This is a genomic window from Stenotrophomonas maltophilia, assembly GCF_003970865.1.
GTDB classification, from domain to species: domain Bacteria; phylum Pseudomonadota; class Gammaproteobacteria; order Xanthomonadales; family Xanthomonadaceae; genus Stenotrophomonas; species Stenotrophomonas maltophilia_AR.
Window position 1 is genome coordinate 42,086 of record NZ_RXLZ01000022.1, and the last position, 22,527, is coordinate 64,612.

A 22,527-nucleotide genomic window follows, 5' to 3' on the forward strand; every position below is an offset into this window, starting at 1 on the left:
CAGCACGGCATAATCCGGGCATGGCCCCGTCCCTCCGCCCCTGGTTCCTGTACCTGCTCGAATGCCGCGATGGCAGCTATTACGCCGGCATCAGCACCGATGTGGAGGCGCGTTTCGCTGCCCACCAGGCCGGCAAGGGCGCGCGCTACACCCGGGCGCGGCCACCGCTGCGTGTGCTGGCCGTGCGCGAATACCCGGACCGGGCCGCAGCCTCGCGGGCCGAGTGGCAGCTCAAGCAGCAGCCGCGCGAACGCAAGCTGGCCTGGCTGCAGGCACCTGCCGAGACGCTTCTGTAGATCCACGCCATGCGTGGATGGGCGCTTCCAGCCATGCCATGATCGCCCCGCGCCCTCAGCGCTGGAGACCCGGATGTCCACGATCGCCCTGCTGTTCGCTCTCTCCGCAGCAACGAGCCCTGCCGCCGACCCGGCCACGCTCGCGGCCATCGAAGCCACCTGCCACGACTACGTCGACGGCCAGCTGGAGGCCGACCCACAGCGCGTCGCCCGCTCCCTGCATCCGGACCTGGCCAAGCGCGCGGTCCTCGGCGATACGCCCGACGAGCGGCTGGGCCTGCGCCGCATGTCGAAGGAAGAACTGGTCGCGCTGACGAAGCAGGGCGCGCTGAAAACCCCGAAGGATCAATGGGACCGCCGCTGCACGGTGCTGGACGTGACCGGCAACGCCGCCTCGGTGCGATTGGAAACGCCGTGGTTCGTCGACTACTTCCACATGGGCCGCTTCGACCAGCGCTGGGTCATCGTCAACGCGTTGTGGTACCCGAAGCCGAAGGCGCAGTGAGTGATGCGTGCGGCCGGCAAAGCATGGATCTCCGTCGTCGTACTGGTCGCCGGTATCGCGCTGCTGCCAGGCCTGCTGTATCTGCTCGGGCTGGCATTGGTGGACGGTCGACCGAAGCCGGCCGACCGCACGCCCAGTGGTGTGGCCGCATGCAGCGGTGAACCACGGGCGGGATACCAGCCGATGAATCCCTGGCACTTCACCGCCCAGTTCTTCGACAAGGACGGAATGAAGAAGAAGGTGCCTGAAGTTGAGCGGGAGGCCTTCTGGATTGCTCGACGCCACCTGTGGCGGCAACCGCAGCGCGCCATGCTGCGCTGGCATCTCAGCAGTACCGCACTGACGATCTGGATCACCCGGCATTGGAGTACCGCGCAGATTGCCGATACCGCGAGGAAGGAGGACTTCTGCCGGGCATGGTCGAAACGGCAGGTCCCCGGTGGCCCGATGAGGAAGTAGAGCCACGCTGTGTGTGAATGGTCCTACTCTCCGCTACGCCGTGTCGTATACGGCACTAAAGTAAATTCGTAGCACGAAACCTCTCGTTTCCCGCTGAGCAACTTGTCTGGAAGTCGCGACTGCGAAGAATCACCTTATCCCAGACGCCCGGCTTCATTTCATCCCGGTCTGTGGCCAGGCACAGTGGGTGGAATAGTTGCTACGGAAGTTGCATTACGGAAGGCTGATGCCATCAGACAGACAGCACATTCATGGAAAAGCAGATCAGATGCATTGTGTCGAGCGAATCTCCTGGTGTCAGCAGAACGCTCGATATCTTTGAAATCAACCGTATGTTGGACTGCTACCTGCAGAGGAAGATCGATCAGGTGAACGTTGCGGATCTGGGAGGTTGGCGATTGCTGATGTACGTCGTCATCCGGAACACCGATTCCATTGGAGTCTTCAAACGCACGAGGCGATACCCCTCCGAGATGGAGTTCTTGGTCAGTGTTTCGATTCCGGTTCCCAGCATCGAGGTCGTGGGGTACGGCCTGCCCGACCATGCCATGTATGGACTAGGCTTCTTCCATCCCGTGAATGAAGCGAAGTCCCACGTCATCAATCCGCAGTTTGCAGACTACGCAGGGCTGCAGGAGTACTTCGTGGGTAGCGCGGAGCGTGCCATCGACATGGCATTTGAATTGGGCTTCAAGTGCAACGGAAAAGTGATTCGATACGTTGCTTGACGAGAGCGGCGGGAAGCACAGCAACCATTCCTGACTGCGGCTTCTCAAAAATTCAGGGGGCTGACGCATGGATGAAGATGGGGGGATGTGCGGGTGCTCATCCACGCATGGCGTGGATCTACTGCAAGGGGTCAGAGCCCTTTCCTGCGGAAAGGGATCCGACCCCGTTGCGTGCGGTCCTAGCGCCTCGGCCGGCGGTCTTCCTGGTCATCACCAAAAATGATGCGCGCGCTGCGCTGGTAGCTCCAGTACGCCACGGCCCAGTTCAGCAGCACCACGATGCGGTTGCGGAAGCCGATCAGGAAGAACACGTGCGCGGCCAGCCAGAACCACCAGGCCAGCACGCCGGACAGCTGCAGCCGGCCCAGGTGCACGATCGCGGCCATGCGGCCGATGGTGGCCAGGTTGCCGAAGTCGGCGTACTTGAACGGACCGGGCTCGGGCTTGCCGTGCAGGCGCGCACGGATCACCTCGGCCACGTACTTGCCCATTTGCTTGGCGGCAGGCGCCACGCCGGGCACAGGCTTGCCGTTGGCCTGGTTCAGCGCGGCCAGATCGCCGGCCACGAACAGTTCCGGGTGGCCAGGCAGGGTCAGGTCCGGTTGCACCTGCACGCGTCCGGCGCGGTCCAACGGCACGTCCAGCGTGCGCGCCAGCGGTGAAGCCGCCACGCCGGCGGCCCAGACCACGGTGCGTGCCGGTACGAACTGATCGCCGAGCTTGAAGCCCTGGCTGTCGATGTCGCTCACCGGGGTGCCGGTCAGTACCTCCACGCCCAGTTTTTCCAGCTGCCGGCGCGCCTTCAGCGAAAGCACTTCCGGGAACGAGGACAGTACGCGCGGACCAGCCTCGACCAGCCGTACCTTGGCGCTGGCTGGATCAATGTGGCGGAACTCATTGCGCAGGGTGTGGCGCGCGATCTCGGCCAGCGTGCCGGCCAGTTCGACGCCGGTAGGTCCACCGCCAACCACGGCGAAGCTCAGCCACGCGGCCTTCTTCGCCGGGTCCGGTTCCGCCTCGGCGCGCTCGAACGCCAGCAGCAGCTTGCGGCGCAGCGCGATCGCATCGTCCAGCGTCTTCAGGCCGGGCGCATCATCGGCCCACTGGTCGTTGCCGAAGTAGGCGTGGGTGGCGCCGGTGGCCAGCAGCAGGCTGTCGTAGTCCAGTGTGCTGCCATCGGCCATGCGGATCTGCCGGGCCTGCTTGTCGATGGTCACCACTTCGCCGAGGCGGACTTCCACATTGCGCTGGTGGCCGAGGATGTGGCGCAGCGGTGCGGCGATATCCGGGGCGGACAGGCCGGCGGTGGCCACTTGGTACAGCAGCGGCTGGAACAGGTGATGATTGCGGCGGTCGACCAGGGTGATGCGTATGCGCTCGCGGGCCAGGGCACGGGTGGCCCAGAGACCGGCAAAACCGCCGCCGACAACAACCAGGTGGGGAACGCGCTCGCGACTCATCGACTCACTCCAGTGGGGGCATTGGGGGAAGCGCCTGGCATCTTCGCACGATGGCCCCCTGTCACGTCAGCGCCCGCGTGGATCGGCGATACTCGGGTTCAGGCAACGGCCCGTGAGGAGCCCATGAGCGAACCGGAAAAGCGCATCGCCCTGTTGATCGACGCCGACAATGCGCCGGCCTCGAAGATCGACGAGGTCCTGGCCGAAGTCGCCCGCTACGGTGTGGCGAACGTGCGCCGCGCCTATGGCAACTGGAAGAGTCCGCGGTTGAAGGGCTGGGAGGCGGTACTGCACGAGTATGCGATCCGCCCGATCCAGCAGTTTGCCTACAGCAAGGGCAAGAATGCCTCGGACATGGCGATGGTGATCGATGCCATGGACCTGCTGTACGCGCGCAACCTTGATGGCTTCGCCATCGTCTCCAGCGATGCCGATTTCACCCCGATGGTGATGCGCCTGCTGACCGACGGCGTGAAGGTGTATGGCTTCGGCGAGAAGAAAACCCCGGAGCCGTTCGTCAACGCGTGCTCGAAGTTCACCTACCTGGAAGCGCTGGGCCAGACCCATGCCAGCGTGCCGGATATCGAACAGGCTTCCAGCGAACAGGCATCGAACGAGCCCGTTGCCAACGACGATGCCCGGCCACGCAAGAGCGGTGCGGAAATGCGCAGTGACACCCGGCTGGTGAAGATGCTGCGCCGCGCGGTGTCCTCGGCCGAGGGCGAGGATGGCTGGTCGCACCTTGGGCCGGTGGGTAGCCAGATCGGCAACCAGGCTTCGTTCGATCCGCGCAACTACGGCTACGGCAAGCTCAGCGATCTGCTGGCAGCGATCGGGCTGTTCGAGCTGAAGAAGGACGGCAAATCGTCCTACGTGCGCGCGCTGCCGAAAAAGAACCGGTAATGCCGGCCGCTGGCCAGAAAGGAACCGGTAGTGCCGGCCGCTGGCCGGCAATCCCCAGATGCCAGATCCCGCATCCGGCACGCCCACACCCCACCCGATCAGGCGTATCGTTGCCGCTCGCATTGCCAGCAAGGAAAAACCCGCATGTTGAAGATCTGGGGCCGCCGCAATTCCAGTAACGTCCGCAAGGTGCTGTGGTGCGCCGAGGAAATCGGCCTGCCGTACGAATCCATCGAGGTCGGTGGCAGCCATGGCGGCACGCAGACGCCGGAGTACCTGGCGATGAATCCCAACAGCCTGGTGCCGGTGATCGAAGACCACGGCCTGCCGCTGTGGGAGTCGAATGCCATCGTGCGTTACCTGAGCGCACGCTACGCGCTGGGCACGCTGTACGCCGAAGACCCGATGGAACGCGCCCAGGCCGAGAAGTGGATGGACTGGAGCACCTCGCGGATGGCGCCGCTGTACACCGACCTGATCTGGGGCATCATGCGCACCGCCCCGGCCGACCGCGACGAAGCGCGGATCAATGCCGCCATCGTACGCGCCGGCGACTACCTGGCGATGGCCGATGCCACGCTGGCCAGACAGCCGTGGCTGTCCGGCGAGAAATTCGCGATGGGTGACATCCCGCTGGGCTCGCTGGTCTATGCCTGGTTCGAACTGCCGATCCAGCGCCCGGAACTGCCGCACCTGGCCGACTGGTACGCGCGCCTGCGCGAACGCCCGGCCTACCAGCGCGGCGTGATGTCGCCGCTGACGTAAGCGGGGCCGGGTCTCTTTCCCCGGAAAGAGAAGCAGCCGAGCATGGCTCGGCTCTACAGTAGTGCCGAGCCATGCTCGGCAGCACCTGCCGGATCAATACAGGTCCGTCGGATCCACATCCAGCGACCAGCGCACTTTGCGTGCTTCCGGCAGCGCATACAGCTGCGGAACCAGCTGCGAAAGCACCCCATGCAGCGGCGGCCGCTGCAGCGCAGACAGCAGCAGCTGGGTGCGCTGGTAGCCGGCACGCCGTGGCATCGGCGCCGGCATGGGCCCATAGGCTTCAACCACATTCTGTTCGCCCAGCAGTTGCCGCGCCGCCAGCAGGAACGCATTGGCATGCTCCACCTGCTGCGCTTCGGCGCGCATCAGCGCCAGATGCGCGAACGGCGGGAATCCGGCGGCCTGGCGCTGGTTCAACTCGGCCTGCGCGAACGGATGGTAGCCGCCGCTCACCAGGGTTTCCAGCAACGGGTGCCCGGGATGATGGGTCTGCAGCCAGACTTCGCCAGGATCACGCGCGCGTCCCGCACGGCCGGCAACCTGGATCAACTGCTGCGCCAGTTTCTCGCTGGCACGGAAGTCAGCCGAGAACAGGCCCTCGTCAATGCCGACCACCACCACCAGGGTCAGCTTCGGCAGGTCGTGGCCCTTGGCCAGGATCTGCGTGCCGACCAGGATGCCGGGCTGGTCGCCCAGTTTCGCCAGTTGCTGTTCCAGCGCGTCGCGTCGTGAGGTGGTGCCGCGGTCGATGCGCACCACCGGGAAGTCGGCGAAGGCTGCGGTGAGATGCTCTTCCAGGCGTTCGGTACCGATGCCCTGGGGTTGCAGCGCCAGGCTGCCGCAGGCCGGGCATGCCAGCGGCGCCGGTTGCCGCGCGCCGCAGTGATGGCACTGCAGGCGACGGCCGCCGCCGTGCACGGTCATCGGCGCATCGCAGCGCTGGCACGGCGCGGTCCAGCCGCAGTCGTGGCACAGCAGCACCGGCGCGTAGCCACGGCGGTTCTTGAACACCAGCACCTGCTGGCCACGCTGCAGGTGTTCGCCGATGCCGGCCAGCACATCGGCCGAGAGGCCATCGTGCAGCGGCCGCTTGCGTACATCGAGGATGCGCACGCGCGGCGGTCGTGCATCGCCTGCGCGCTGCTTCAGGCGCAGGTGCGTGTAGCGCCCGGCGTAGGCGTTGTGCAGCGTTTCCAGCGAAGGGGTGGCACTGCCGAGCAGCACCGGAATACCGAGCGCCTTGGCACGCACCAGAGCGAAATCGCGCGCATGGTACCGGATGCCATCCTGCTGCTTGTAGCTGCCGTCGTGTTCCTCGTCGATGATCAGCAGGCCGGCCTGCGGCAATGGCGTGAACACCGCCGAGCGGGTGCCGACGATGACCCGTGCCTCGCCACGTGAAGCCGCCGCCCAGACGCGCGCGCGCTCGTTGTCGTTCAACCCGGAGTGCAGCGCGTGCACAGCGATGCCGAGGCGGCCGCGGAAGCGTGCCAGGGTCTGCGGGGTCAGGCCGATTTCCGGCACCAGCACCAGCGCCTGCTTCCCCTGCGCCAGGCAATGGATGATCGCCTGCAGATAGACCTCGGTCTTGCCGCTGCCGGTCACGCCATCCAGCAGGAAGGGCTGGAAGCCTTCGGCGGCGTTGATCGCGGCCACCGCCTCGGCCTGGTCCGGGTTGAGCGTTGGACCGGGCAGTGGCTGCGCATGTTGCGGTGCCACCGTCAGCGCCACGCGCTCGGCCAGATCACGCTTGGCCAGACTGCGTGCTGCGGCGCGCCAGTCCTGCATGCGTTCGCCCAGTACATCCTCATCCACCACGGCCTCGGCCAGCAGTTCGGCCAACTGCCGCGGGCGGCTGCCGGCGCGCAGCGTCCCGCGCTGGGCATGGCCTTCGGGTGTCAGCTGCCAGCCCCAGTGATGGGTGTCGGGCAGGGTCTCGCCATGGCGCAGCGGGCCGGGCAGGGCGGTGCTCAGCACCTCGCCGAGAGGGGCATGGGTGTAGCGCGCCAGCCACTGCAGGCTCTGCCACAGCTCACCCTGCAGCAGCGGCTGCGGGTCGCACCAGGCCAATGCCTGGCGCAGTCCCTGGCCGTCGTCGGTCTGGCCGTGCCCCACCACCACGCCGACCAGCTCGCGGTTACCGAACGGCACCTTCAGGCGGCAACCGACCGCAACCGTGGGGCCATCGCCCTCCGGCGACAGGTAGTCGAACAGGCGGGGCAGGGGGACGGGCAGGGCGACCTGCAGGGTCGGAATCGGTGAAAGCATCGGGCCAGTGTACCGGGCCATGCGCGCGCGAATGGCGGGGTGGGAGGCGGTGGAGCGGCGCCCGTTGAATCATAAATGTCACCTAAATATCGGTGTCCATTGGAGATTCAGTCTTATCCACATGTTCTGTGGATAACGCTGTGCGTTACCGGTCGGCGGGCGCGCAGGAGGCCGATGGCGACGGCCTCACGCTCGGGTTGGTCAAAAAATCGCCATACTTTAAAAGTCATCAAAATCAATGATTTAAGTGTGAAACAATGCTGAAACAGAGTGAATTCAGCTGGATGCCACAGTTTCCAGCGCAGGCAGCGTGGTGCTGTGCACAACCTGCAGCACGAAGTGCCTGCGGGCGCAAGTCCTGCCGGGCGCCGATGGCCTGCCGCTATCATGCGGGCAGACCTTTGGAGTGACCGATGACGGCTGTGCCCGCCCCTGTTTCCTCGACCGCGGCCGGCGCGCTGTCGGCGTTCCTGCGAGGCGTTGAACGCCGCGCCCTGGTGGTGGCTGAACTGCAGTGCGGCGATGCTGCCCGTGCCGAGCAGACCCTGGTGGCGGTGATGCGCGCGTTTGCGGCGGTCGCCAGTGACCTGCCGATGGCGCAGTGGCCGACCCGCTTCTGGACCCTGCTGGGCCAGCGCCAGGCGCTGCGCGAGCCGGTGGGCGGCCAGTGGGAACCGCCGCTGGCCGCGTTGGGCGAGATGGGGCCGTTGCCGCGCCTGGCACTGTTGCTGCGGGTAGGCGGCAGCCTGGATGAAGGTATCGCCACGCGCGTGCTCGACCAGGACGAAGCCGGCTACCAGCACCTGCTGGCCGATGCCTGCCCGCGTGACGCGCACGGCCAGCCCGATGCCTCGGCCTGGCGCCAGCTGGCCGAACAGGTGCAGCTGCGCATCCGCGACCTGCCCGCCAAACGCCTGCAGCAGCTGCAACAGCCGACGGCACCGACGACCAGCAGCGAAGTCCCGACCTCCAGCTGGCGCACCCCGCAGCGCGACGAGCGGGCCGCAGCCACTGGCAAGCGCCGCCGCGCCAATGCCAAGCCGCGCTGGCGCGGTCCGTTGATCCTGCTGGTGACCGTGGCGGTACTGCTGGCCGCCGCGCTGGGCTGGCGCTACTGGCAGGGACATTCGTTCGGCAGCGACGCTCCATTGCCGGAAGGCGTGGTCGGTGAGGCGGGCCCCGTCACGGTGGAAGCACTGCCGCCGAGCAAGGTCAATGCCACGCCGGACGCGTCCCCTGCGCAGGCGGCGGACGACGCCACCATGCTGGCCGACCGCGACTATCCGCTGGTGGCCGATGCCGATCTGTATGCGTGGACGGCGGCCGGTGGCCCACTGCCGGTGGACGAATCGCAATCCAAGCCGAGCCGGCCCGAGCCGGCCAGCGCCACGCTGGAAACCGCTGCTGCCGATGAATAAGACCCTGTTCGCCAGCCTGCTGCTGGCCCTGCCGTTGTCGCTGTCCGCCGCGCCGCAGACCTTGAGCGTGCCGCTGCCGCCGCCAGTGCCGGGCAGTTCACCGGCGGCTCCGGCTCCGGCCCCGGTCACCACAAGCACGACGCCCGCTGCGTTCACCCAACTCGATGCCCAGCAGCAGCGCCAGCGTCGCGCCGACTACGAGGCCTGGCGCGCCCTGCCGGAGGGCGAGCGCGAGCGGATCCGTCAGGCCGCTGCGCGATTCAATGCGCTGCCGGCCGACCAGCAGCAGCGCCTGCGCCAGCAGTTCCAGGCGCAGGACCAGGCGTTCCGCGAAGGCTGGCGGCTGGGCCCGCAGCTGGGCCTGGAGTTCCCCAAGCTGCACGGCCTGTTCGGGTTTGTGCCGCCGGAACAGCGCGAGGCCGCGCTGGCCGTGCTGCGCCAGCTCAGCCCGGCGCAGCTGGCCCAGCTCACCCTGGTCGCGCAGCGCACGCCGCCGCAGGAGCGCGACAAGGTACGCGGCGCGTTCCTCGCGGTACCGCCCGCCGAGCGCGACACCTGGCTCAAGCGCCAGGCGGGTCAGTAAACAAAGGGGACGGAGGGGATTAAGTCGTATTCGGCACAGCCGGGCTTGAAACGACTTAATCCCCTCCGTCCCCTTTTTCTGTTCGTAACGCGATCGCAACGCGTGATGGCGGGGCCTGCCGGAACCCAGCATTCACGCCATGCCATGGGAATGCGCGCGCTGCACGCGTAAGATGGCGGCCCGCAACCCGGTGCCTGTGCCCTTCGCGCGCAACCGCAGTTCGCGTCAAGCACCTTATGTCTACTGCAACCTCCACGCCGCGCTTCAGCAAGGAAGTCGGCGCCACCGGTCTGCTCGCCCTGCCGCTTGTGCTCGGGCATGTATCCACCGGTCTGATCTCCTTCGTCGACAACGTCATTGCCGGCCACCACGCCACCGCGACCCTGGCCGCGGTGACCATCGGCACGGCGCTGTTGTGGCTGCCGATGCTGATCCCGATCGGCACCCTGATCTCGCTCACTGCCTCGGTGTCGCAGCTGCATGGCGCCGGCCGCGAGCGCGAGATCGGCCCGCTGTTCCGCCAGGCACTGTGGCTGGCGTTGGGCTTGGGCCTGATCATGTTCACCTTCCTCACCGTGGTGCCGCCGTTGCTGCCGGCCTTCGGCATCGCGCCGGACATCGTGCCGGGGGCGACCGCGTTCCTGCATGCGGTGCGCTGGGGCGGCCCGGCGCTGACCCTGTACTTCTGCATGCGCTATCTGAGCGAGGGCATGCACTGGACGCTGCCGACCATGCTGCTCGGCTTCGGTGGCCTGCTGGTGCTGGCGCCGATGGGCTACGTGCTGGCCAACGGCAAGCTGGGCTTCCCGGAAATGGGTGCCGAGGGCCTGGGCATCGCCTCGGCGGTGATGATGTGGCTGCAGGCGATCGCCTTCGCCACCTACCTGTGGTTCACCAAGCGCTTCGCCCACCTGCAGCTGTTCTCGCACTTCGAAGGACCGCGCTGGTCGGCGATCTGGGATCTGCTGCGCACCGGCCTGCCGATCGGCATCACCGTGCTGATGGAGGGCGGCCTGTTCATCGTCACCGCGCTGCTGATCGGCCGCCTCGGTGCCAATGAAGCGGCCGCGCACCAGATCGCGATCAACGTCGCCCAGCTGTGCTTCATGATTCCGATGGGCGTGGCCGAGGCCACCACCGTGCGCGTCGGCCATGCGGTCGGCCGTGGCGATGGCTTCGGTGTACGGCGTGCGGCCTGGGCCGGCTACGCGATCATCATGGGTACGCAGACATTGTCGGCGGCGGTACTGCTGTTCGGCCACGATGCCATCGTCGGTGTCTACACCAACGACCTGGCGGTGGCCGGCCTGGCCTCCACCCTGCTGCTGTACGCGGCCACCTTCCAGTTCCCGGATGGCATCCAGGTACTGTCGGCCGGCGCACTGCGCGGTCTGAAGGACACCCGCGTGCCGATGTTCATCGCCATGTTCGCGTACTGGGGCCTGGGCATGCCGCTCGGCGCCGGGCTCGGCCTGGGCCTGGGCATGGGCCCGCAGGGCATGTGGATCGGCCTGATCGTCGGCCTGACCGCCGCCGCCATCCTGATGGGCTGGCGCCTGCGCCGCAGCAGCCTGCGCATCGGCCAGTCCGTACTGTCCTGATCCGCCCCGCCCGCCGCGATGACCCGTGGCGGGCGATCCCCTGACTTGTGTCCGATGCCGCATCACGCGGCACCGGCTATGCTGGCACCACGGCAAGAAGCCATCCGGAGCGTTCCATGAATCAACCCGTGCCCCCGCTGCCCCCGGCGCGTCGCAATCCCGTCGCCAGCTTCTTCATCGGGCTGTGGGACGTCATGAACTTCACCCGCCGGTTGATCCTCAACCTGGTGTTCTTCGGCCTGCTGTTCCTGCTGCTGGTGATGTTCGTCATCGCCGCCGGCATGGGCGCCGGTGCCAGCAAGTCGCTGCAGGATCGCACCACCCTGGTGATCGCGCCGGAAGGCCGTCTGGTCGAGCAGTTCAGCGCTGATCCGGTCAGCCGCGCGCTGGCCAAGGCGGTGGGCGACAACGGTGCTGAAGAGATCCAGCTGCGCGACCTGCTGCGGGTGATCGAGTCGGCCAAGGAAGACAAGAAGATCGAGCGCGTGGTGCTGGAGCTGGACAAGCTGCAGCCGTCGGGCTTCGCCTCGCTGCGTGAAGTGGCCGCGGCACTGCAGGACCTGCGTGCGTCCGGCAAGCAGCTGGTGGCCTACAGCGAGAGCATGGGCCAGTCGCAGTACCTGCTGGCCGCTCAGGCCGACGAGGTCTACCTGGACCCGATGGGGTCGGTGGTGCTCGAGGGCCTGGGCCGCTACCGCCAGTATTTCCGCACCGGCCTGCAGGACAAGCTGGGCGTGGACGTGCACCTGTTCAAGGTGGGTGAGTACAAGTCCGCCGCCGAGCCGTACGTGCTCGACGCCGCCTCGCCGGCCTCCAAGGAAGCCGACCTGTTCTGGATGAACGACGTGTGGCAGCGCTACCTGGGCGACATCGCCAAGGCCCGTCGCCTGGACCCGGCACAGCTGGCCGCCGGCATCGACACGCTGCCAGAAGGCATCGCCGCTGCCGGTGGCGACCTGGCCAAGTTCGCCCTGCAGCAGAAGCTGGTGACTTCACTGAAGACCCGCGAGGAATTCGAGGATCTGATGATCGAGCGCGGCGTGGCCGACGACGATGCCGATGGTGGTTTCCGCAACGTCGATTTCGGCACCTACCTGGGCCAGCTCGATGCGCGCCGCAACCCGGTCGACAACCGTCCGCAGGTAGCGGTGGTGGTGGCTGCCGGCGAAATCAGCGGTGGCGATCTCCCGGCCGGCCGCATCGGTGGCGAATCGACTTCGGCGCTGCTGCGTGCCGCGCGTGACGACGAGAACGTGAAGGCCGTGGTGCTGCGCGTGGATTCGCCGGGTGGTGAAGTGTTCGCCTCCGAGCAGATCCGCCGCGAAGTGGTGGCCCTGCAGGCCGCCGGCAAGCCGGTGGTGGTGTCGATGGGCGACCTGGCCGCCTCCGGTGGCTACTGGATCAGCATGAATGCCGATCGCATCTATGCCGATCCGTCGACCATCACCGGTTCGATCGGCATCTTCGGCATGGTGCCGAACTTCAGCCGCGCGCTGGACAAGATCGGCGTGCACACCGATGGTGTCGGCACCACCCGTTTCGCGGGTGCGTTCGATGTCACCCGCCCGATGGAGCCGGCCGTGGGCCAGGTCATCCAGTCGGTGATCAACAAGGGTTACGCCGACTTCACCGGACGCGTCGCTGACGCCCGCAAGAAGCCGGTCGAGGCCGTCGACGAAGTGGCGCGTGGCCGCGTGTGGAGCGGTGCGCAGGCAAAGGAACGTGGCCTGGTCGATGCCTTCGGTGGCCTGAAGGATGCCGTGGCCGATGCCGCCAGCCGCGCCAAGCTGGGCAAGACCGATGCCTATCGCGTGCGCTACATCGAGAAGGCGGCAACGCCGTTCGCACAGTTCGTCAGCGGTTTCGCCGGCAGCCGTGCCGGTGCCTGGATGCTGTCCGACTCGGGCATGGCGCGGATGGTGCTGGCGCGCACGATGCCGGAAGTGGATACGCAGCTGCGCTTTGTCGAGAACGCGGCCCGCGAGAAGGGCAACGGCACGCCGGTGAAGGCGCTGGCGTACTGCTTCTGCGGGTTCTGACCGGAAGCCATCCACGCATGCATGGCGTGGATTTACTGGAAACGCCCGGCCTTGGCCGGGCGTTTTCGTCTGGAGCGTTACTGCGTGGCGTCAGCCTCGGCCTTGCGCTCGCTCGCAGCGGCGTCATCGACGGTTTTCTGCACGCGCTTGGCGCGGTCCAGTGGCTGCTGGATCGCGCGGGCCATGGCCTGCGGTTCCGGCGGCTTCTCCGGGTTCGGCGTGGGCGGGCGCTGGCAGGCGGACAGCAGCACGGTGGCCAGCAGGGACGTGGACAGGATCAGGATGCGCATGGCGGCACTCCGTGATGGGCGTGCGGGCAGTGTCGCATCCTCGGCAGGGGGCGGCCGTGAGCGCGTATCCTTGCCGCATCGAAATACAGCGGGCGCGGCCCCGGAGAGCACATGACCCAGCAACGGTGGCGCCTGGACGGCCAGACCGCCCTGATCACCGGCGCCAGCGCCGGCATCGGCCTTGCCATCGCGCATGAACTGGCCGGCTTCGGCGCCGATCTGATGATCGTCGGCCGTGATATCGACATGCTGGAGACCGTGCGCGACGAACTGCTGGATGTGTATCCGCAGATGCAGGTGCATGCGCTGGCCGCCGATGTTTCCGACGACGAGGATCGCCGCCAGATCCTGGACTGGGTGGAGGACCACAGCGATGGCCTGCACATCCTGGTCAACAACGCCGGCGGCAACGTCACCAAGGCGGCCACGGAGTATTCCGAGGATGAATGGCGGAAGATCTTCGAGACCAACCTGTTCTCGGCATTCGAGCTGTCGCGCTACGCACATCCGTTGCTGGCCCGCCACGCGTCGTCGTCGATCGTCAATGTCGGCAGCGTGTCCGGGCTGACCCACGTGCGCAGCGGTGTGGTCTACGGCATGACCAAGGCGGCGATGCACCAGATGACCCGCAACCTGGCCGTCGAGTGGGCCGAGGATGGCATCCGGGTCAACGCGGTAGCGCCGTGGTACATCCGCACGCGGCGCACGTCCGGTCCGTTGGCGGACCCGGACTACTATGAGGAAGTGATCAACCGCACGCCGATGCGTCGTATTGGCGAGCCGGAGGAAGTGGCTGCGGCCGTAGGCTTCCTGTGCCTGCCGGCGGCCAGCTATGTCACCGGCGAGTGCATCGCGGTGGATGGTGGGTTCCTGCGCTACGGGTTCTGATCTCTCAGCGGGTAGTGCCGGCCGCTGGCCGGCAACTGCAATCATCTGAAGATCCTGTGGTTGCCGGCCAGCGGCCGGCACTACCGGGTGGCTGTCACCCCGGTACCGGGCAGTTGCTGGCCTCCAGCACGCCCTGCAGCCGCTCGCGTTCACCGCGCGCGGTATCGCGGTTCTCCGGTGCGGCGAAGCGCTCACGGCCGCGGGCATCGCGGAAGCGCTGCTGCCAACCACCGCAGCGCTGCGCTTCGGGAAGCGCTTCGCAGTGGTCGCGCACCACTTCGCAGCTGGCGGCATTCACCGGCGTCACTCCGCCAAGGCCCTGTACCGTCATCAGCTCGCAGCGGCCCGGCGCGGCCTCGTACTCGTACAGGTAGCCGCTGCCCTGGCTGTCGGTGCACTGGAAGATCGGAGGAAGCGGCGGCTTCGGTGGACCGTCACCTGCGGTGGCGCGGGCCTCGGCATCGCGGCGCAGCGTCGCGCTGTCGAGGATCTGGTCGTCTCCTTCGTGCTCGACCATGCCTGCTTCCATGATCGTGCGCCCTTCGTCCGCGCGTCGTGGTTTCGCTGGGGCCGCAGGGGCAACGGCCGGTCCGGCCGGCACCGGCGCGGGTGTTTCGACGGGGGCGGGTGCAGGTTCCGCAGCCACAGGTGCAGCGGCAGCCGGCTGCGAGTTGGCCGGATCGGGAATGCGCAGCATCTGCTGCTTGCTGCCGGTGGGGCACGGCGTGCGCTGCAGGGTAGGGACGTCACTACTGCTGGAGGTACAGCGGTAGATCACGCCCTCTTCGGCCAACGCGCTTCCGGGCAGCAGCGCCAGAAGCAGCCAGATCACTCGGTTCATGCGCACAGCGTACAGGCTGCGACGGCGTGCTGCGCTCAGCGCTGGCAATCGCGCGACAGGCGTGCATCGATACCGCGTTGTTCGTTGCTGATGGCGGTGCGTTCACTCTGCAGCGCGCTGTTGTAACGGCGATCCAGCTCCCAGCGGCGATCACTCAGTCGCGCGCAGACTTCCTGGGGCGGCAACGCATGGCAGCTGTCGCGGACCAGCACGCTGCCGGCCGGAACCTGCACGTCCATGCCGATCGAGGGGGGGTGATACCCCGCGCCTTCGCCGACCGGCGTGCCGATGGCCGGGCGTGGTCCGGGGTAGGCCGGGCCACGATGGCCGTGTGGCAGCCAGACACTGGTCCACAGCGGCACCCAGCGCGGATTGCCTTCGTTGTTGTCGCTGGTATAGCGGCGGCCATCCTCGCTCACGCATTCGTACATCGGCTGCGGCGGCTGGATGTAGACGTGGCGGACTTCGCGCTCGCGGATGACCGGGGTTTCGCTGGGCGGCGGGGCCGTGGCATCACTGCGCACCACCCGAGGAGCGGGATCGCGCGGGCGCTGCAGGTCGCGCACCTGCTGGCGGCCGCTGTTGCAGGGCGTGTCCTGCAGCGCAACGGCCCCGTTGCTGGCAACGCAGCGGTACACCCGCACGTCTTCGGCGGCAGGCGCCGTCCACGGCAGCAGCAGGCACAGGCTGAGGGTGGCGCGCAGCAGGGTCATGGCGGCAGGGTGCGTGATTGTCCGCAGCAGCGCAATCGCCGGCTCAGGAGCGCAGCACGTTGCCGCTGAGCGCGTCGCGGATCGGGGTGGGTTGGGCCAGGCCACCGGTCTGCCCATCGAGAATGCCGTCGAGCAGGCGCAGCAGGCGCGGGTCCAGCTCTTCGCGGCTGCGCGCCGGTGGTTCGCCGGCCAGGTTGGCGCTGGTGGAGACCAGCGGGCCGCCCCAGGCGCGGCAGAGTTCGGCCACCAGCGGGTGCGAGCTGATGCGCACCGCGATACCACTGTGTTCGCCGGTGACCCAGCGCTGCGCGCGCGGGCCGGCGGGCAGGATCCAGGTGTTGGCGCCGGGCCAGCTGGCCAGTACCGCGCGCTGGCGGGCGTCGGGCAGCGCCTGCAGGCGCACCCAGCCTTCCAGCTGTGCCAGCTCGGCCGCAACCAGGATCATGCCTTTCTCGATCGGGCGCTGCTTCAGCCGCAGCACCATGTGCACCGCCGCTTCGTGCGAGGGATCACAGCCCAGGCCCCAGACCGCTTCGGTCGGGTAGGCGATCACGCCGCCCGCGCGGAGCGTGGCGACAGCAGAGTCCAGGGTGAGTTCTTTCATGGTGGCGACCGGCCCGGCGTGGGCCTCCATTATCCCCCTGCTGCGTGCAGAAGGGGTGGTCGGCGCGGACGGTAGGTGCGGACCGTTGGTCCGCACACCTTGCCCCTCATCCACGCATGACGTGGCAGAGCATCCACGCATGGCGTGGATCTACTTCTTTGCGGCGGCCTTCTTCGCCGGGGCCTTCTTAGCGGCCGCCTTCTTTACTGCTTTCTTGGCCGGGGCCTTCTTGGCAGGCGCTTTCTTTGCAGCGGCCTTCTTCGGCGCGGCTTCCTTCTTCACCGCAGCTTTCTTGGCCGGGGCTTTCTTCGCGGCGGCCTTCTTGGCGCCAAAGCCCTTGCGCACCGGCTTGCCGGTTTCTTCCATCAGCTGCTGCACTTCGGCCAGGGTCAGCGATGCCGGCTCGCGATCCTTGGGGATCTTGCCGTTCATCTTGCCGTCGCTGATGTACGGGCCGAAACGGCCGTTCAGCACCTGGATGTCGCTGCCCTCGAACTCCTTGATGATCCGGTTGCGCGCGATCTCTTCCTTCTCTTCGATCAGGAACACGGCGCGGGCCAGGTCGATGGTGTACGGATCGTCTTCCTTCTTCAGCGAGGCATAGGTACTGCCGCGCTTGGCGAACGGGCCGAAGCGGCCGATGCCGACGCTGACCGGCTCGCCCTTGTCCTCACCCAGCGCGCGCGGCATCAGGAACAGCTCCAGCGCGTCTTCCAGGGAGATGGTGTGCATCGACTGGCCGGGGCGCAGCGAGGCGAACTTGGGCTTCTCCTCGGCGTCCTCGGCGGTGCTGCCGATGGCCGCGTAGGGCCCGAAGCGGCCCAGGCGCACGCTGACCGGCTTGCCGGTCTTCGGGTCGGTGCCGAGCTCGCGCGCGCCACTGGCCTCGGCACGGTCGACCGATTCCTTCTTGTCTTCCACCAGCTCCTTGAACGGCTCCCAGAAGCGGGCCATCAGCGGGATCCACTCTTCTTCGCCACGCGAGACGGCGTCGAGCTCGTCTTCGAGCTTGGCGGTGAAGTCGTAGTCCACGTACCGGGTGAAGTGGCTGGACAGGAACTTGGACACCGCGCGGCCGACGTCGGACGGGCGGAAGCTGCGGCCTTCCATTTCCACGTACTTGCGGAACAGCAGGGTCTGGATGATCGAGGCATAGGTCGAGGGACGGCCGATGCCGTACTCTTCCAGCGCCTTCACCAGCGCCGCTTCGGTGTAGCGCGGCGGCGGCTGGGTGAAATGCTGTTCGGCCTGGATGCGTTCCAGCGGCACGCGGTCGCCGGGCTTCATCGCCGGCAGCTTGCGGCCTTCGTCCTCATCCTCGGCGCTCTTGTTGTCCTTGCCTTCTTCGTACACGGCCAGGAAGCCGGCCACCACCACGGTGGTGCCGCTGGCACGGAACACGTGTTCGCTGCCGGCCGAGAGGTCGACGCTGACGGTGTTGAGCGTGGCCGGAATCATCTGGCAGGCCACCGCGCGCTTCCAGATCAGCTCGTACAGCTTGCGCTCGTCATCGGTCAGGTAGCGCGCGACCTGCGCAGGCGTGCGCAGCGCCGAGGTCGGGCGCACCGCTTCGTGCGCTTCCTGGGCGTTCTTGGACTTGGTCTGGTAGGTGTTCGGCTGGTCCGGCAGCGAGGCGATGCCGTAGTCGCGGGCGATCACGTCGCGGATCTCGGCCAGCGCGTCCTGCGACAGGTTCACCGAGTCGGTACGCATGTACGAGATCAGGCCGACGGTACCTTCATCGCCGATGGCCACGCCTTCATACAGCTTCTGCGCAACCTGCATGGTCTTGCGGGTGGTGAAGCCGAGCTTGCGCGAGGCTTCCTGCTGCAGGGTGGAGGTGGTGAACGGCGGCGCCGGGCGGCGCTTGCGCTCCTTGCTGGCCACATCGGTGACATGCAGCGAGCCCTGAGCGGCCTGCTGGATGCGCAGGCGGGCGGCCTCGGCGGTGTCGCCGTCGGTGATGGTGAACTGCTCGAACTTCTGCCCGTCCAGCTTGATCAGCTTGGCGTTGAAGTGCTGCGACGGGTGCGCGCACTCGGCAGCGATCGACCAGTATTCGCGGGCGATGAAGGCTTCGATCTCTTCCTCGCGCTCAACGATCATGCGCAGCGCCGGGCTCTGCACGCGGCCGGCGGACAGGCCGCGCTGGACCTTGCGCCACAGCACCGGCGACAGGTTGAAGCCGACCAGGTAGTCCAGCGCGCGGCGCGCCTGCTGGGCATCGACCAGGTCGCTGGCGATCGCGCGCGGCTGGCTGATCGCTTCCTTGATGGCGCGCGGGGTGATCTCGGTGAACACCACGCGCTGCATCGGCTTGTCCTTGACCAGTCCGCGTTCCTTCAGGATCTCGGCGATGTGCCAGCTGATCGCTTCACCCTCGCGATCCGGGTCGGTCGCCAGCAGGATGTCGTCGGCGCTCTTGGCGGCCTTGGCGATCGCATCGACATGCTTTTCGTTCTTGTCGATCACGTCGTAGTGCATGGCGAACCCGTTGTCCGGGTCGACCGCGCCTTCCTTCGGGATCAGGTCGCGCACGTGCCCATACGAGGCCAGGACCGTGTAGTCCTTGCCGAGGTATTTGTTGATCGTCTTGGCCTTGGCCGGCGATTCGACGATGAGCAGGTGCTTGGGCATGTCAGGAAAGGTCTGTGGGCGGACCGGGGGAGAGGGGCCGCTAGGGTGGAGCAAACGGCCGCATTAGTGAAGCGGCCACGGGCAAATCCATAAACTGAACGCCCGGTAATGCGCCGGGCGTTCAGGTTTCACCTTATTAGAGGAATCACGCCCGGCCAGCCCATGTCAAGCAGCCAGGCGTGAGGATGGCCGTTCATGAGGCCATCTTGGCGATGAAGCCGACCGCGAACACCAGCAGGACCACGCCCGCCAGCGACAGCAGGCCGGTCAGCACGAGCACCAGCACGGTCACCGTGCCCAGCTCGCGGCGCTGCAGCTGCGGCTGGTCGGTGTAGGCCCAGCGGTCGACCACCAGGGTGTCGCAGATCATGTCGTGCAGACCCTGCTTGCGCTCGGTGAAGGCGGCCATCAGGAAACCGATGCCGAGGGTGAAGCTGCTCAGCAGCATGGCCCAGTAACGACCAAATGCGCGGGCCTTGGTCAGGCGCTCGCCGTTGCCGCGCACGACCTTGATGCCGACCGCCATCTTGCCCAGCGTGGCGCCGCCCTGCGAGGCGTGGAACCAGGTGTAGTAGGCCATGCCGATGCAGAGGTTGATCAGGGCACTGGCCAGCTGGGCCACGATCTCGATGGCCGATTCGCCACTGCCCACCGCGCCCATGCTGGCGCCCAGGATCGCACCGAGGATGGCTCCGATGATGCTGCCGGGGATGACCAGCACGAAGTAGTCGATCATGTAGGCCGCCACACGCTTCCAGAAGCCTGCGTAGACCACTTCACCGCCAACCACCGGCTGTGAGTGGCCACCGCTGCCGGCGGCGGCTGGAGCGCTGTATGGCGAGCTGCTGAGCGCGCCGGTGCCGGGCAGCGGCGCGGTGCCGCTGTCGATGGCGGCATAGTCGCTGCGCAGGTCGAACCCGCCGCTGCTGGTGGCCGTGCTGGCATCGGCCAGCGTCTGCAGGCCGAGCTCGTCGACCACCTGGCGCAGTGCAGCCCACTGGGCCATGCCCTCGCGCCAGACCAGGGTGTCCAGGTTGAGCTGGCCGCGCTGGAAGCGCTGGCGGATCTCCTGGACCGGCAGCGGGCCCTGGCGTTGCTGTCCTTCGGCGTAGTACCACTCAGTCATTGCATGTTCCCTGTTGAATCATCCTTGGAGGTGCTGGCGTGCGCGTGGCTCAGCCGCGGCACGACGGCGGCAGGTACTTGTCGTTGCTTTCGCCACTGCATTCCCAGCGGCCGCTGTCGCGATCGTACTCCAGCCACAACAGGTCGCCATCGAGGCTATTGCCGGGCAGCGCCAGGGTGGCTTCGATGCCGCAGTGGCCATTGTTGAAGCGACCGATGTTCACCGCCGACAGCCCTGCATGGGTGAAGTCACCCGGGGCCGGGAAGCCGGCGTCGTTGGCACCCGGGCAACGGCCTTCGTCATCGGCGAAATGCTGCACCTGGTCCTTCAACGGCTGCAGTGCGGTCACCGCGCCGGCGACCTTGGCGCGCACGGTGTAGTCGTTGTAGGCCGGCAGCGCGATGGCAGCCAGGATGGCCACGATCGGGACCAGCACCAGCAGCAGGCCACCACCGATGATGGCGGTCAGCGCACAGCCGGACAGTTTCTTCTTCGGCGCCGGCAGGGCGGTGGCCGATGCACTGGTGGTGTAGGGCGTGGACGGCGGCAGTACCGGCGGCTGCGGCGGAGGTGGTGCCACCGGTTCCGGTTCGGGCTCGGGTTCCACGGGGGGCGCCGCAGCGTCCAGCGCCGGCACGATCAGGCCGAGTTCGTCGACCACGGTGCGCAACGGCTGCCATTGCGGCAGGCCGTCGCGCCAGACCAGGGTGTCCAGGGAGATCTGGTTGTTGCGGAACAACTCGACCAACTGTTCCGCCGGCAGCGGACCCTGCTGCCGGTTGCCTTCTGCATGGAACCACTCGCTCACGGGGACGCTCCTGAATGCGCTATGCCCCCAAGTGTACGGTCAGTGCAGGGGTTCTGGCTCGTCCATGAACATCTGCGTCTCCATCCAGGCATACGCCGCCTCGGAGCCGGGCTGGTTGAACAGCACCATCAGTACGACCCACTTCAGGTCGTCCAGGTCCAGTTCGTCCTGGTCCAGGGCCATTGCCCGGTCCAGCACCAGCTCGCGCTGGTCGGCGTCGAGGATGCCGTGCTGTTCCAGGTACAGCAGGAAGCCGCGGCACTCCACGTCCAGCTTGTCCAGCTCGGGGCCGTGGTAGACGCGCACGGGGCCATCGACCCTGGCTTGGGCCACGCTCGGCCGCTGCGCGGCCAGGGCATCGAGCCAGTCGAATGCCTTGTTGATCTCGGTTGGGCTGAAACCGGCCTGGATCAGGCCGTTCTGGAGCGAATCGCGGTCACGGATCAGGTCCGCATCTTCGCTGAAATAGTGTTCAAACAGGTACAGCAGTACGTCCAGGATGCTCTCTTTCATTGCCCCTCGGCCTGCGTCGCGCGACGCTGTGGAGGTGAAGAAACTAGGGAGTTCGACAGTAGCGGCCGTGTACGCACACCACGATTCCCGCCAGTTCCATGGCCAGCAGCATGGAGGACACCTGGGGCGCCGTCAATCCACAGCGCGTGATCAGTGAATCCATACTGCTTGGGTTGTGGTCCAGGGCCCGCCACAAGCACTGGTAGTCAGGGTCGTCGGCCCAGCGCGCCGGCAGGAGTACCGGCGGTGCCTGTTCAGTGGGGGTGGCCAACCGTGATTGCAAGCCCGGCAGCTGCTGGCGAAGGGCAGGGGCCAGCAGTTCCAGGACTTCCTCCGGGCGCTCGACCAGTGCGGCACCCTCACGGATCAGCCGATGGCAGCCCGCCGCGCGTGGATTGAGCACCGAGCCGGGCAGGGCGCAGACCTCGCGGCCGGCCTCGGCAGCCAGGCGTGCGGTGATCAGGGCGCCCGAGCGCTGGGCGGCCTCGACCACCACCGTTGCCAGTGCCAGCCCCGCCACCAGCCGGTTGCGGGCGGGAAAGTGGCCGGGGCGTGCCGGCGTTCCCGGCAGGTACTCGCTGAGCACCGCGCCTTCGGTGGCGATCCGGGCCTGCAGGCGGGCATGGCTGTCCGGGTAGGCCCGGTCCGGGCCGGTGCCGATCACCGCCACGGTGCATCCACCGGCGTCCAGCGTGGCCTGGTGGGCGGCGGCGTCGATGCCCGCCGCCAGGCCACTGGTCACCGCCAGCCCGGCTTCGACAAAGCAGCCGGCAAAGCGGGCGGCCAGCGCGCGTCCGCCCGGCGTTGGCGAGCGGCTGCCGACCAGCGCCACCGACGGGCGCCAAGCCAGGCTGGGGTCGCCGGCGATGAACAGCGCCAAGGGGCGGCAGCGCTCACCGTGGTCTTGGCAGTCTTGGTGGCCGGGCCCGAACCAAGGCACTAGGGGGTCTTGTTGCCCGTCTCCCAGGCGTCAACTAACGTGGAAAAAAGCGGCCCTGTTTCTGGGCCGGGTCTTTTTACCCTTTTCCGGCCCCCCAAACGGCCCCCCCCCCCGTTTCCCCCCTCCCTTTTAAAAAAAA

At 67.3% G+C, this 22,527-nt stretch carries 21 protein-coding genes and 1 pseudogene; 11 read left to right on the forward strand and 11 right to left on the reverse strand.

The window, feature by feature from the left end; genetic code table 11:
• Positions 1-20: 20 nt before the first annotated feature.
• From EKL94_RS09370 to imm9, 4 genes are all read left to right on the forward strand, one after another.
• Entirely contained in the window at positions 21-296 is a 276-nt protein-coding gene (locus EKL94_RS09370; protein WP_049443272.1) for a GIY-YIG nuclease family protein, read from the forward strand.
• A gap of 73 nt (positions 297-369) precedes the next feature.
• Entirely contained in the window at positions 370-801 is a 432-nt protein-coding gene (locus tag EKL94_RS09375; protein ID WP_126928878.1) for a nuclear transport factor 2 family protein, read from the forward strand.
• 3 nt (positions 802-804) lie between these two features.
• Positions 805-1,260 (forward strand): hypothetical protein, encoded by a 456-nt coding sequence (locus EKL94_RS09380; RefSeq protein WP_126928879.1) that lies wholly within the window; start codon positions 805-807, stop codon positions 1,258-1,260.
• 251 nt (positions 1,261-1,511) lie between these two features.
• Positions 1,512-1,988: an Imm9 family immunity protein gene (gene imm9 / locus EKL94_RS09385; RefSeq protein ID WP_126928880.1), complete on the forward strand. Its 477-nt coding sequence runs from the start codon at positions 1,512-1,514 to the stop codon at positions 1,986-1,988.
• Positions 1,989-2,167: 179 nt separating this feature from the next.
• Here the strand turns inward: imm9 and EKL94_RS09390 are convergent, their stop codons facing one another.
• Positions 2,168-3,448 (reverse strand): NAD(P)/FAD-dependent oxidoreductase, encoded by a 1,281-nt coding sequence (locus tag EKL94_RS09390; protein ID WP_126928881.1) that lies wholly within the window; start codon positions 3,446-3,448, stop codon positions 2,168-2,170.
• A 123-nt stretch (positions 3,449-3,571) separates the two neighbouring features.
• Here EKL94_RS09390 and EKL94_RS09395 point away from each other — a divergent pair, with 123 nt between their 5' ends.
• On the forward strand, positions 3,572-4,351 hold the full coding sequence (locus EKL94_RS09395; protein ID WP_059035564.1) for an NYN domain-containing protein: 780 nt from the start codon (positions 3,572-3,574) through the stop codon (positions 4,349-4,351).
• Positions 4,352-4,495: 144 nt separating this feature from the next.
• Positions 4,496-5,116, forward strand: a complete 621-nt coding sequence (locus EKL94_RS09400; RefSeq protein ID WP_059035562.1) for a glutathione S-transferase family protein — start codon at positions 4,496-4,498, stop codon at positions 5,114-5,116.
• Positions 5,117-5,209: 93 nt separating this feature from the next.
• Here EKL94_RS09400 and EKL94_RS09405 read toward each other — a convergent pair whose 3' ends face one another.
• A complete protein-coding gene (locus tag EKL94_RS09405) occupies positions 5,210-7,387 on the reverse strand; it encodes a primosomal protein N' (protein WP_126928882.1) in 2,178 nt (725 codons plus the stop codon).
• Between the two features lie 413 nt (positions 7,388-7,800).
• Between EKL94_RS09405 and EKL94_RS09410 the strand changes: the two genes are divergently transcribed.
• The 4 genes from EKL94_RS09410 (at position 7,801) to sppA (ending at position 13,028) form a co-directional block, all read left to right on the forward strand.
• Positions 7,801-8,805, forward strand: a complete 1,005-nt coding sequence (locus tag EKL94_RS09410) for a hypothetical protein (RefSeq protein WP_126928883.1) — start codon at positions 7,801-7,803, stop codon at positions 8,803-8,805.
• Positions 8,798-9,388, forward strand: a complete 591-nt coding sequence (locus EKL94_RS09415) for a DUF3106 domain-containing protein (protein ID WP_126928884.1) — start codon at positions 8,798-8,800, stop codon at positions 9,386-9,388. Before EKL94_RS09410 ends, EKL94_RS09415 begins: the two co-directional genes overlap by 8 nt.
• A gap of 236 nt (positions 9,389-9,624) precedes the next feature.
• Positions 9,625-10,989, forward strand: a complete 1,365-nt coding sequence (locus EKL94_RS09420) for an MATE family efflux transporter (RefSeq protein ID WP_099554534.1) — start codon at positions 9,625-9,627, stop codon at positions 10,987-10,989.
• Positions 10,990-11,105: 116 nt separating this feature from the next.
• On the forward strand, positions 11,106-13,028 hold the full coding sequence (gene sppA, locus EKL94_RS09425; protein WP_126928885.1) for a signal peptide peptidase SppA: 1,923 nt from the start codon (positions 11,106-11,108) through the stop codon (positions 13,026-13,028).
• 77 nt (positions 13,029-13,105) lie between these two features.
• Here the strand turns inward: sppA and EKL94_RS09430 are convergent, their stop codons facing one another.
• Positions 13,106-13,318 (reverse strand): hypothetical protein, encoded by a 213-nt coding sequence (locus EKL94_RS09430; protein ID WP_010481162.1) that lies wholly within the window; start codon positions 13,316-13,318, stop codon positions 13,106-13,108.
• A 111-nt stretch (positions 13,319-13,429) separates the two neighbouring features.
• Here EKL94_RS09430 and EKL94_RS09435 point away from each other — a divergent pair, with 111 nt between their 5' ends.
• Positions 13,430-14,206, forward strand: coding sequence for an SDR family oxidoreductase (locus EKL94_RS09435; RefSeq protein WP_126928886.1), 777 nt, complete (start codon positions 13,430-13,432; stop codon positions 14,204-14,206).
• A gap of 94 nt (positions 14,207-14,300) precedes the next feature.
• Here the strand turns inward: EKL94_RS09435 and EKL94_RS09440 are convergent, their stop codons facing one another.
• The 8 genes and pseudogenes from EKL94_RS09440 to dprA all read right to left on the reverse strand — a co-directional run.
• Positions 14,301-15,047 (reverse strand): hypothetical protein, encoded by a 747-nt coding sequence (locus tag EKL94_RS09440; protein ID WP_126928887.1) that lies wholly within the window; start codon positions 15,045-15,047, stop codon positions 14,301-14,303.
• A gap of 35 nt (positions 15,048-15,082) precedes the next feature.
• On the reverse strand, positions 15,083-15,760 hold the full coding sequence (locus EKL94_RS09445; protein ID WP_126928888.1) for a DUF4124 domain-containing protein: 678 nt from the start codon (positions 15,758-15,760) through the stop codon (positions 15,083-15,085).
• A gap of 43 nt (positions 15,761-15,803) precedes the next feature.
• Positions 15,804-16,394 carry an L-threonylcarbamoyladenylate synthase type 1 TsaC gene (locus EKL94_RS09450; RefSeq protein WP_126928889.1) on the reverse strand — a complete coding sequence of 197 codons (591 nt, stop codon included), beginning with the start codon at positions 16,392-16,394 and terminating at the stop codon, positions 15,804-15,806.
• A 120-nt stretch (positions 16,395-16,514) separates the two neighbouring features.
• Positions 16,515-19,001, reverse strand: a complete 2,487-nt coding sequence (locus EKL94_RS09455) for a DNA topoisomerase I (protein ID WP_126928890.1) — start codon at positions 18,999-19,001, stop codon at positions 16,515-16,517.
• 193 nt (positions 19,002-19,194) lie between these two features.
• A complete protein-coding gene (locus tag EKL94_RS09460; protein ID WP_126928891.1) occupies positions 19,195-20,127 on the reverse strand; it encodes an RDD family protein in 933 nt (310 codons plus the stop codon).
• A 49-nt stretch (positions 20,128-20,176) separates the two neighbouring features.
• Complete coding sequence (locus tag EKL94_RS22760) at positions 20,177-20,935, reverse strand: pilin (RefSeq protein WP_126928892.1); 759 nt, start codon at positions 20,933-20,935, stop codon at positions 20,177-20,179.
• Between the two features lie 39 nt (positions 20,936-20,974).
• Positions 20,975-21,448: a DUF494 family protein gene (locus EKL94_RS09470; protein ID WP_005411195.1), complete on the reverse strand. Its 474-nt coding sequence runs from the start codon at positions 21,446-21,448 to the stop codon at positions 20,975-20,977.
• A gap of 43 nt (positions 21,449-21,491) precedes the next feature.
• Positions 21,492-22,331 (reverse strand): annotated as a pseudogene (dprA, locus tag EKL94_RS09475) (DNA-processing protein DprA); the annotation flags it as partial.
• Between the last annotated feature and the right edge of the window lie 196 nt (positions 22,332-22,527).

Excerpts from the sequence above, each read along its gene's own strand:
- EKL94_RS09445 (WP_126928888.1), bottom strand. The coding sequence starts at position 15,760 with ATGACCCTGCTGCGCGCCACCCTCAGCCTGTGCCTGCTGCTGCCGTGG.
- imm9 (WP_126928880.1), top strand. The coding sequence starts at position 1,512 with ATGGAAAAGCAGATCAGATGCATTGTGTCGAGCGAATCTCCTGGTGTC.
- EKL94_RS09370 (WP_049443272.1), top strand. The coding sequence starts at position 21 with ATGGCCCCGTCCCTCCGCCCCTGGTTCCTGTACCTGCTCGAATGCCGC.
- sppA (WP_126928885.1), top strand. The coding sequence starts at position 11,106 with ATGAATCAACCCGTGCCCCCGCTGCCCCCGGCGCGTCGCAATCCCGTC.
- EKL94_RS09405 (WP_126928882.1), bottom strand. The coding sequence starts at position 7,387 with ATGCTTTCACCGATTCCGACCCTGCAGGTCGCCCTGCCCGTCCCCCTG.
- EKL94_RS09415 (WP_126928884.1), top strand. The coding sequence starts at position 8,798 with ATGAATAAGACCCTGTTCGCCAGCCTGCTGCTGGCCCTGCCGTTGTCG.
- EKL94_RS09435 (WP_126928886.1), top strand. The coding sequence starts at position 13,430 with ATGACCCAGCAACGGTGGCGCCTGGACGGCCAGACCGCCCTGATCACC.
- EKL94_RS09410 (WP_126928883.1), top strand. The coding sequence starts at position 7,801 with ATGACGGCTGTGCCCGCCCCTGTTTCCTCGACCGCGGCCGGCGCGCTG.
- EKL94_RS09430 (WP_010481162.1), bottom strand. The coding sequence starts at position 13,318 with ATGCGCATCCTGATCCTGTCCACGTCCCTGCTGGCCACCGTGCTGCTG.
- EKL94_RS09450 (WP_126928889.1), bottom strand. The coding sequence starts at position 16,394 with ATGGAGGCCCACGCCGGGCCGGTCGCCACCATGAAAGAACTCACCCTG.
- EKL94_RS09455 (WP_126928890.1), bottom strand. The coding sequence starts at position 19,001 with ATGCCCAAGCACCTGCTCATCGTCGAATCGCCGGCCAAGGCCAAGACG.
- EKL94_RS09440 (WP_126928887.1), bottom strand. The coding sequence starts at position 15,047 with ATGAACCGAGTGATCTGGCTGCTTCTGGCGCTGCTGCCCGGAAGCGCG.
- EKL94_RS09400 (WP_059035562.1), top strand. The coding sequence starts at position 4,496 with ATGTTGAAGATCTGGGGCCGCCGCAATTCCAGTAACGTCCGCAAGGTG.
- EKL94_RS09460 (WP_126928891.1), bottom strand. The coding sequence starts at position 20,127 with ATGACTGAGTGGTACTACGCCGAAGGACAGCAACGCCAGGGCCCGCTG.
- EKL94_RS09390 (WP_126928881.1), bottom strand. The coding sequence starts at position 3,448 with ATGAGTCGCGAGCGCGTTCCCCACCTGGTTGTTGTCGGCGGCGGTTTT.
- EKL94_RS09470 (WP_005411195.1), bottom strand. The coding sequence starts at position 21,448 with ATGAAAGAGAGCATCCTGGACGTACTGCTGTACCTGTTTGAACACTAT.
- EKL94_RS09395 (WP_059035564.1), top strand. The coding sequence starts at position 3,572 with ATGAGCGAACCGGAAAAGCGCATCGCCCTGTTGATCGACGCCGACAAT.
- EKL94_RS09375 (WP_126928878.1), top strand. The coding sequence starts at position 370 with ATGTCCACGATCGCCCTGCTGTTCGCTCTCTCCGCAGCAACGAGCCCT.
- EKL94_RS09420 (WP_099554534.1), top strand. The coding sequence starts at position 9,625 with ATGTCTACTGCAACCTCCACGCCGCGCTTCAGCAAGGAAGTCGGCGCC.
- EKL94_RS09380 (WP_126928879.1), top strand. The coding sequence starts at position 805 with ATGCGTGCGGCCGGCAAAGCATGGATCTCCGTCGTCGTACTGGTCGCC.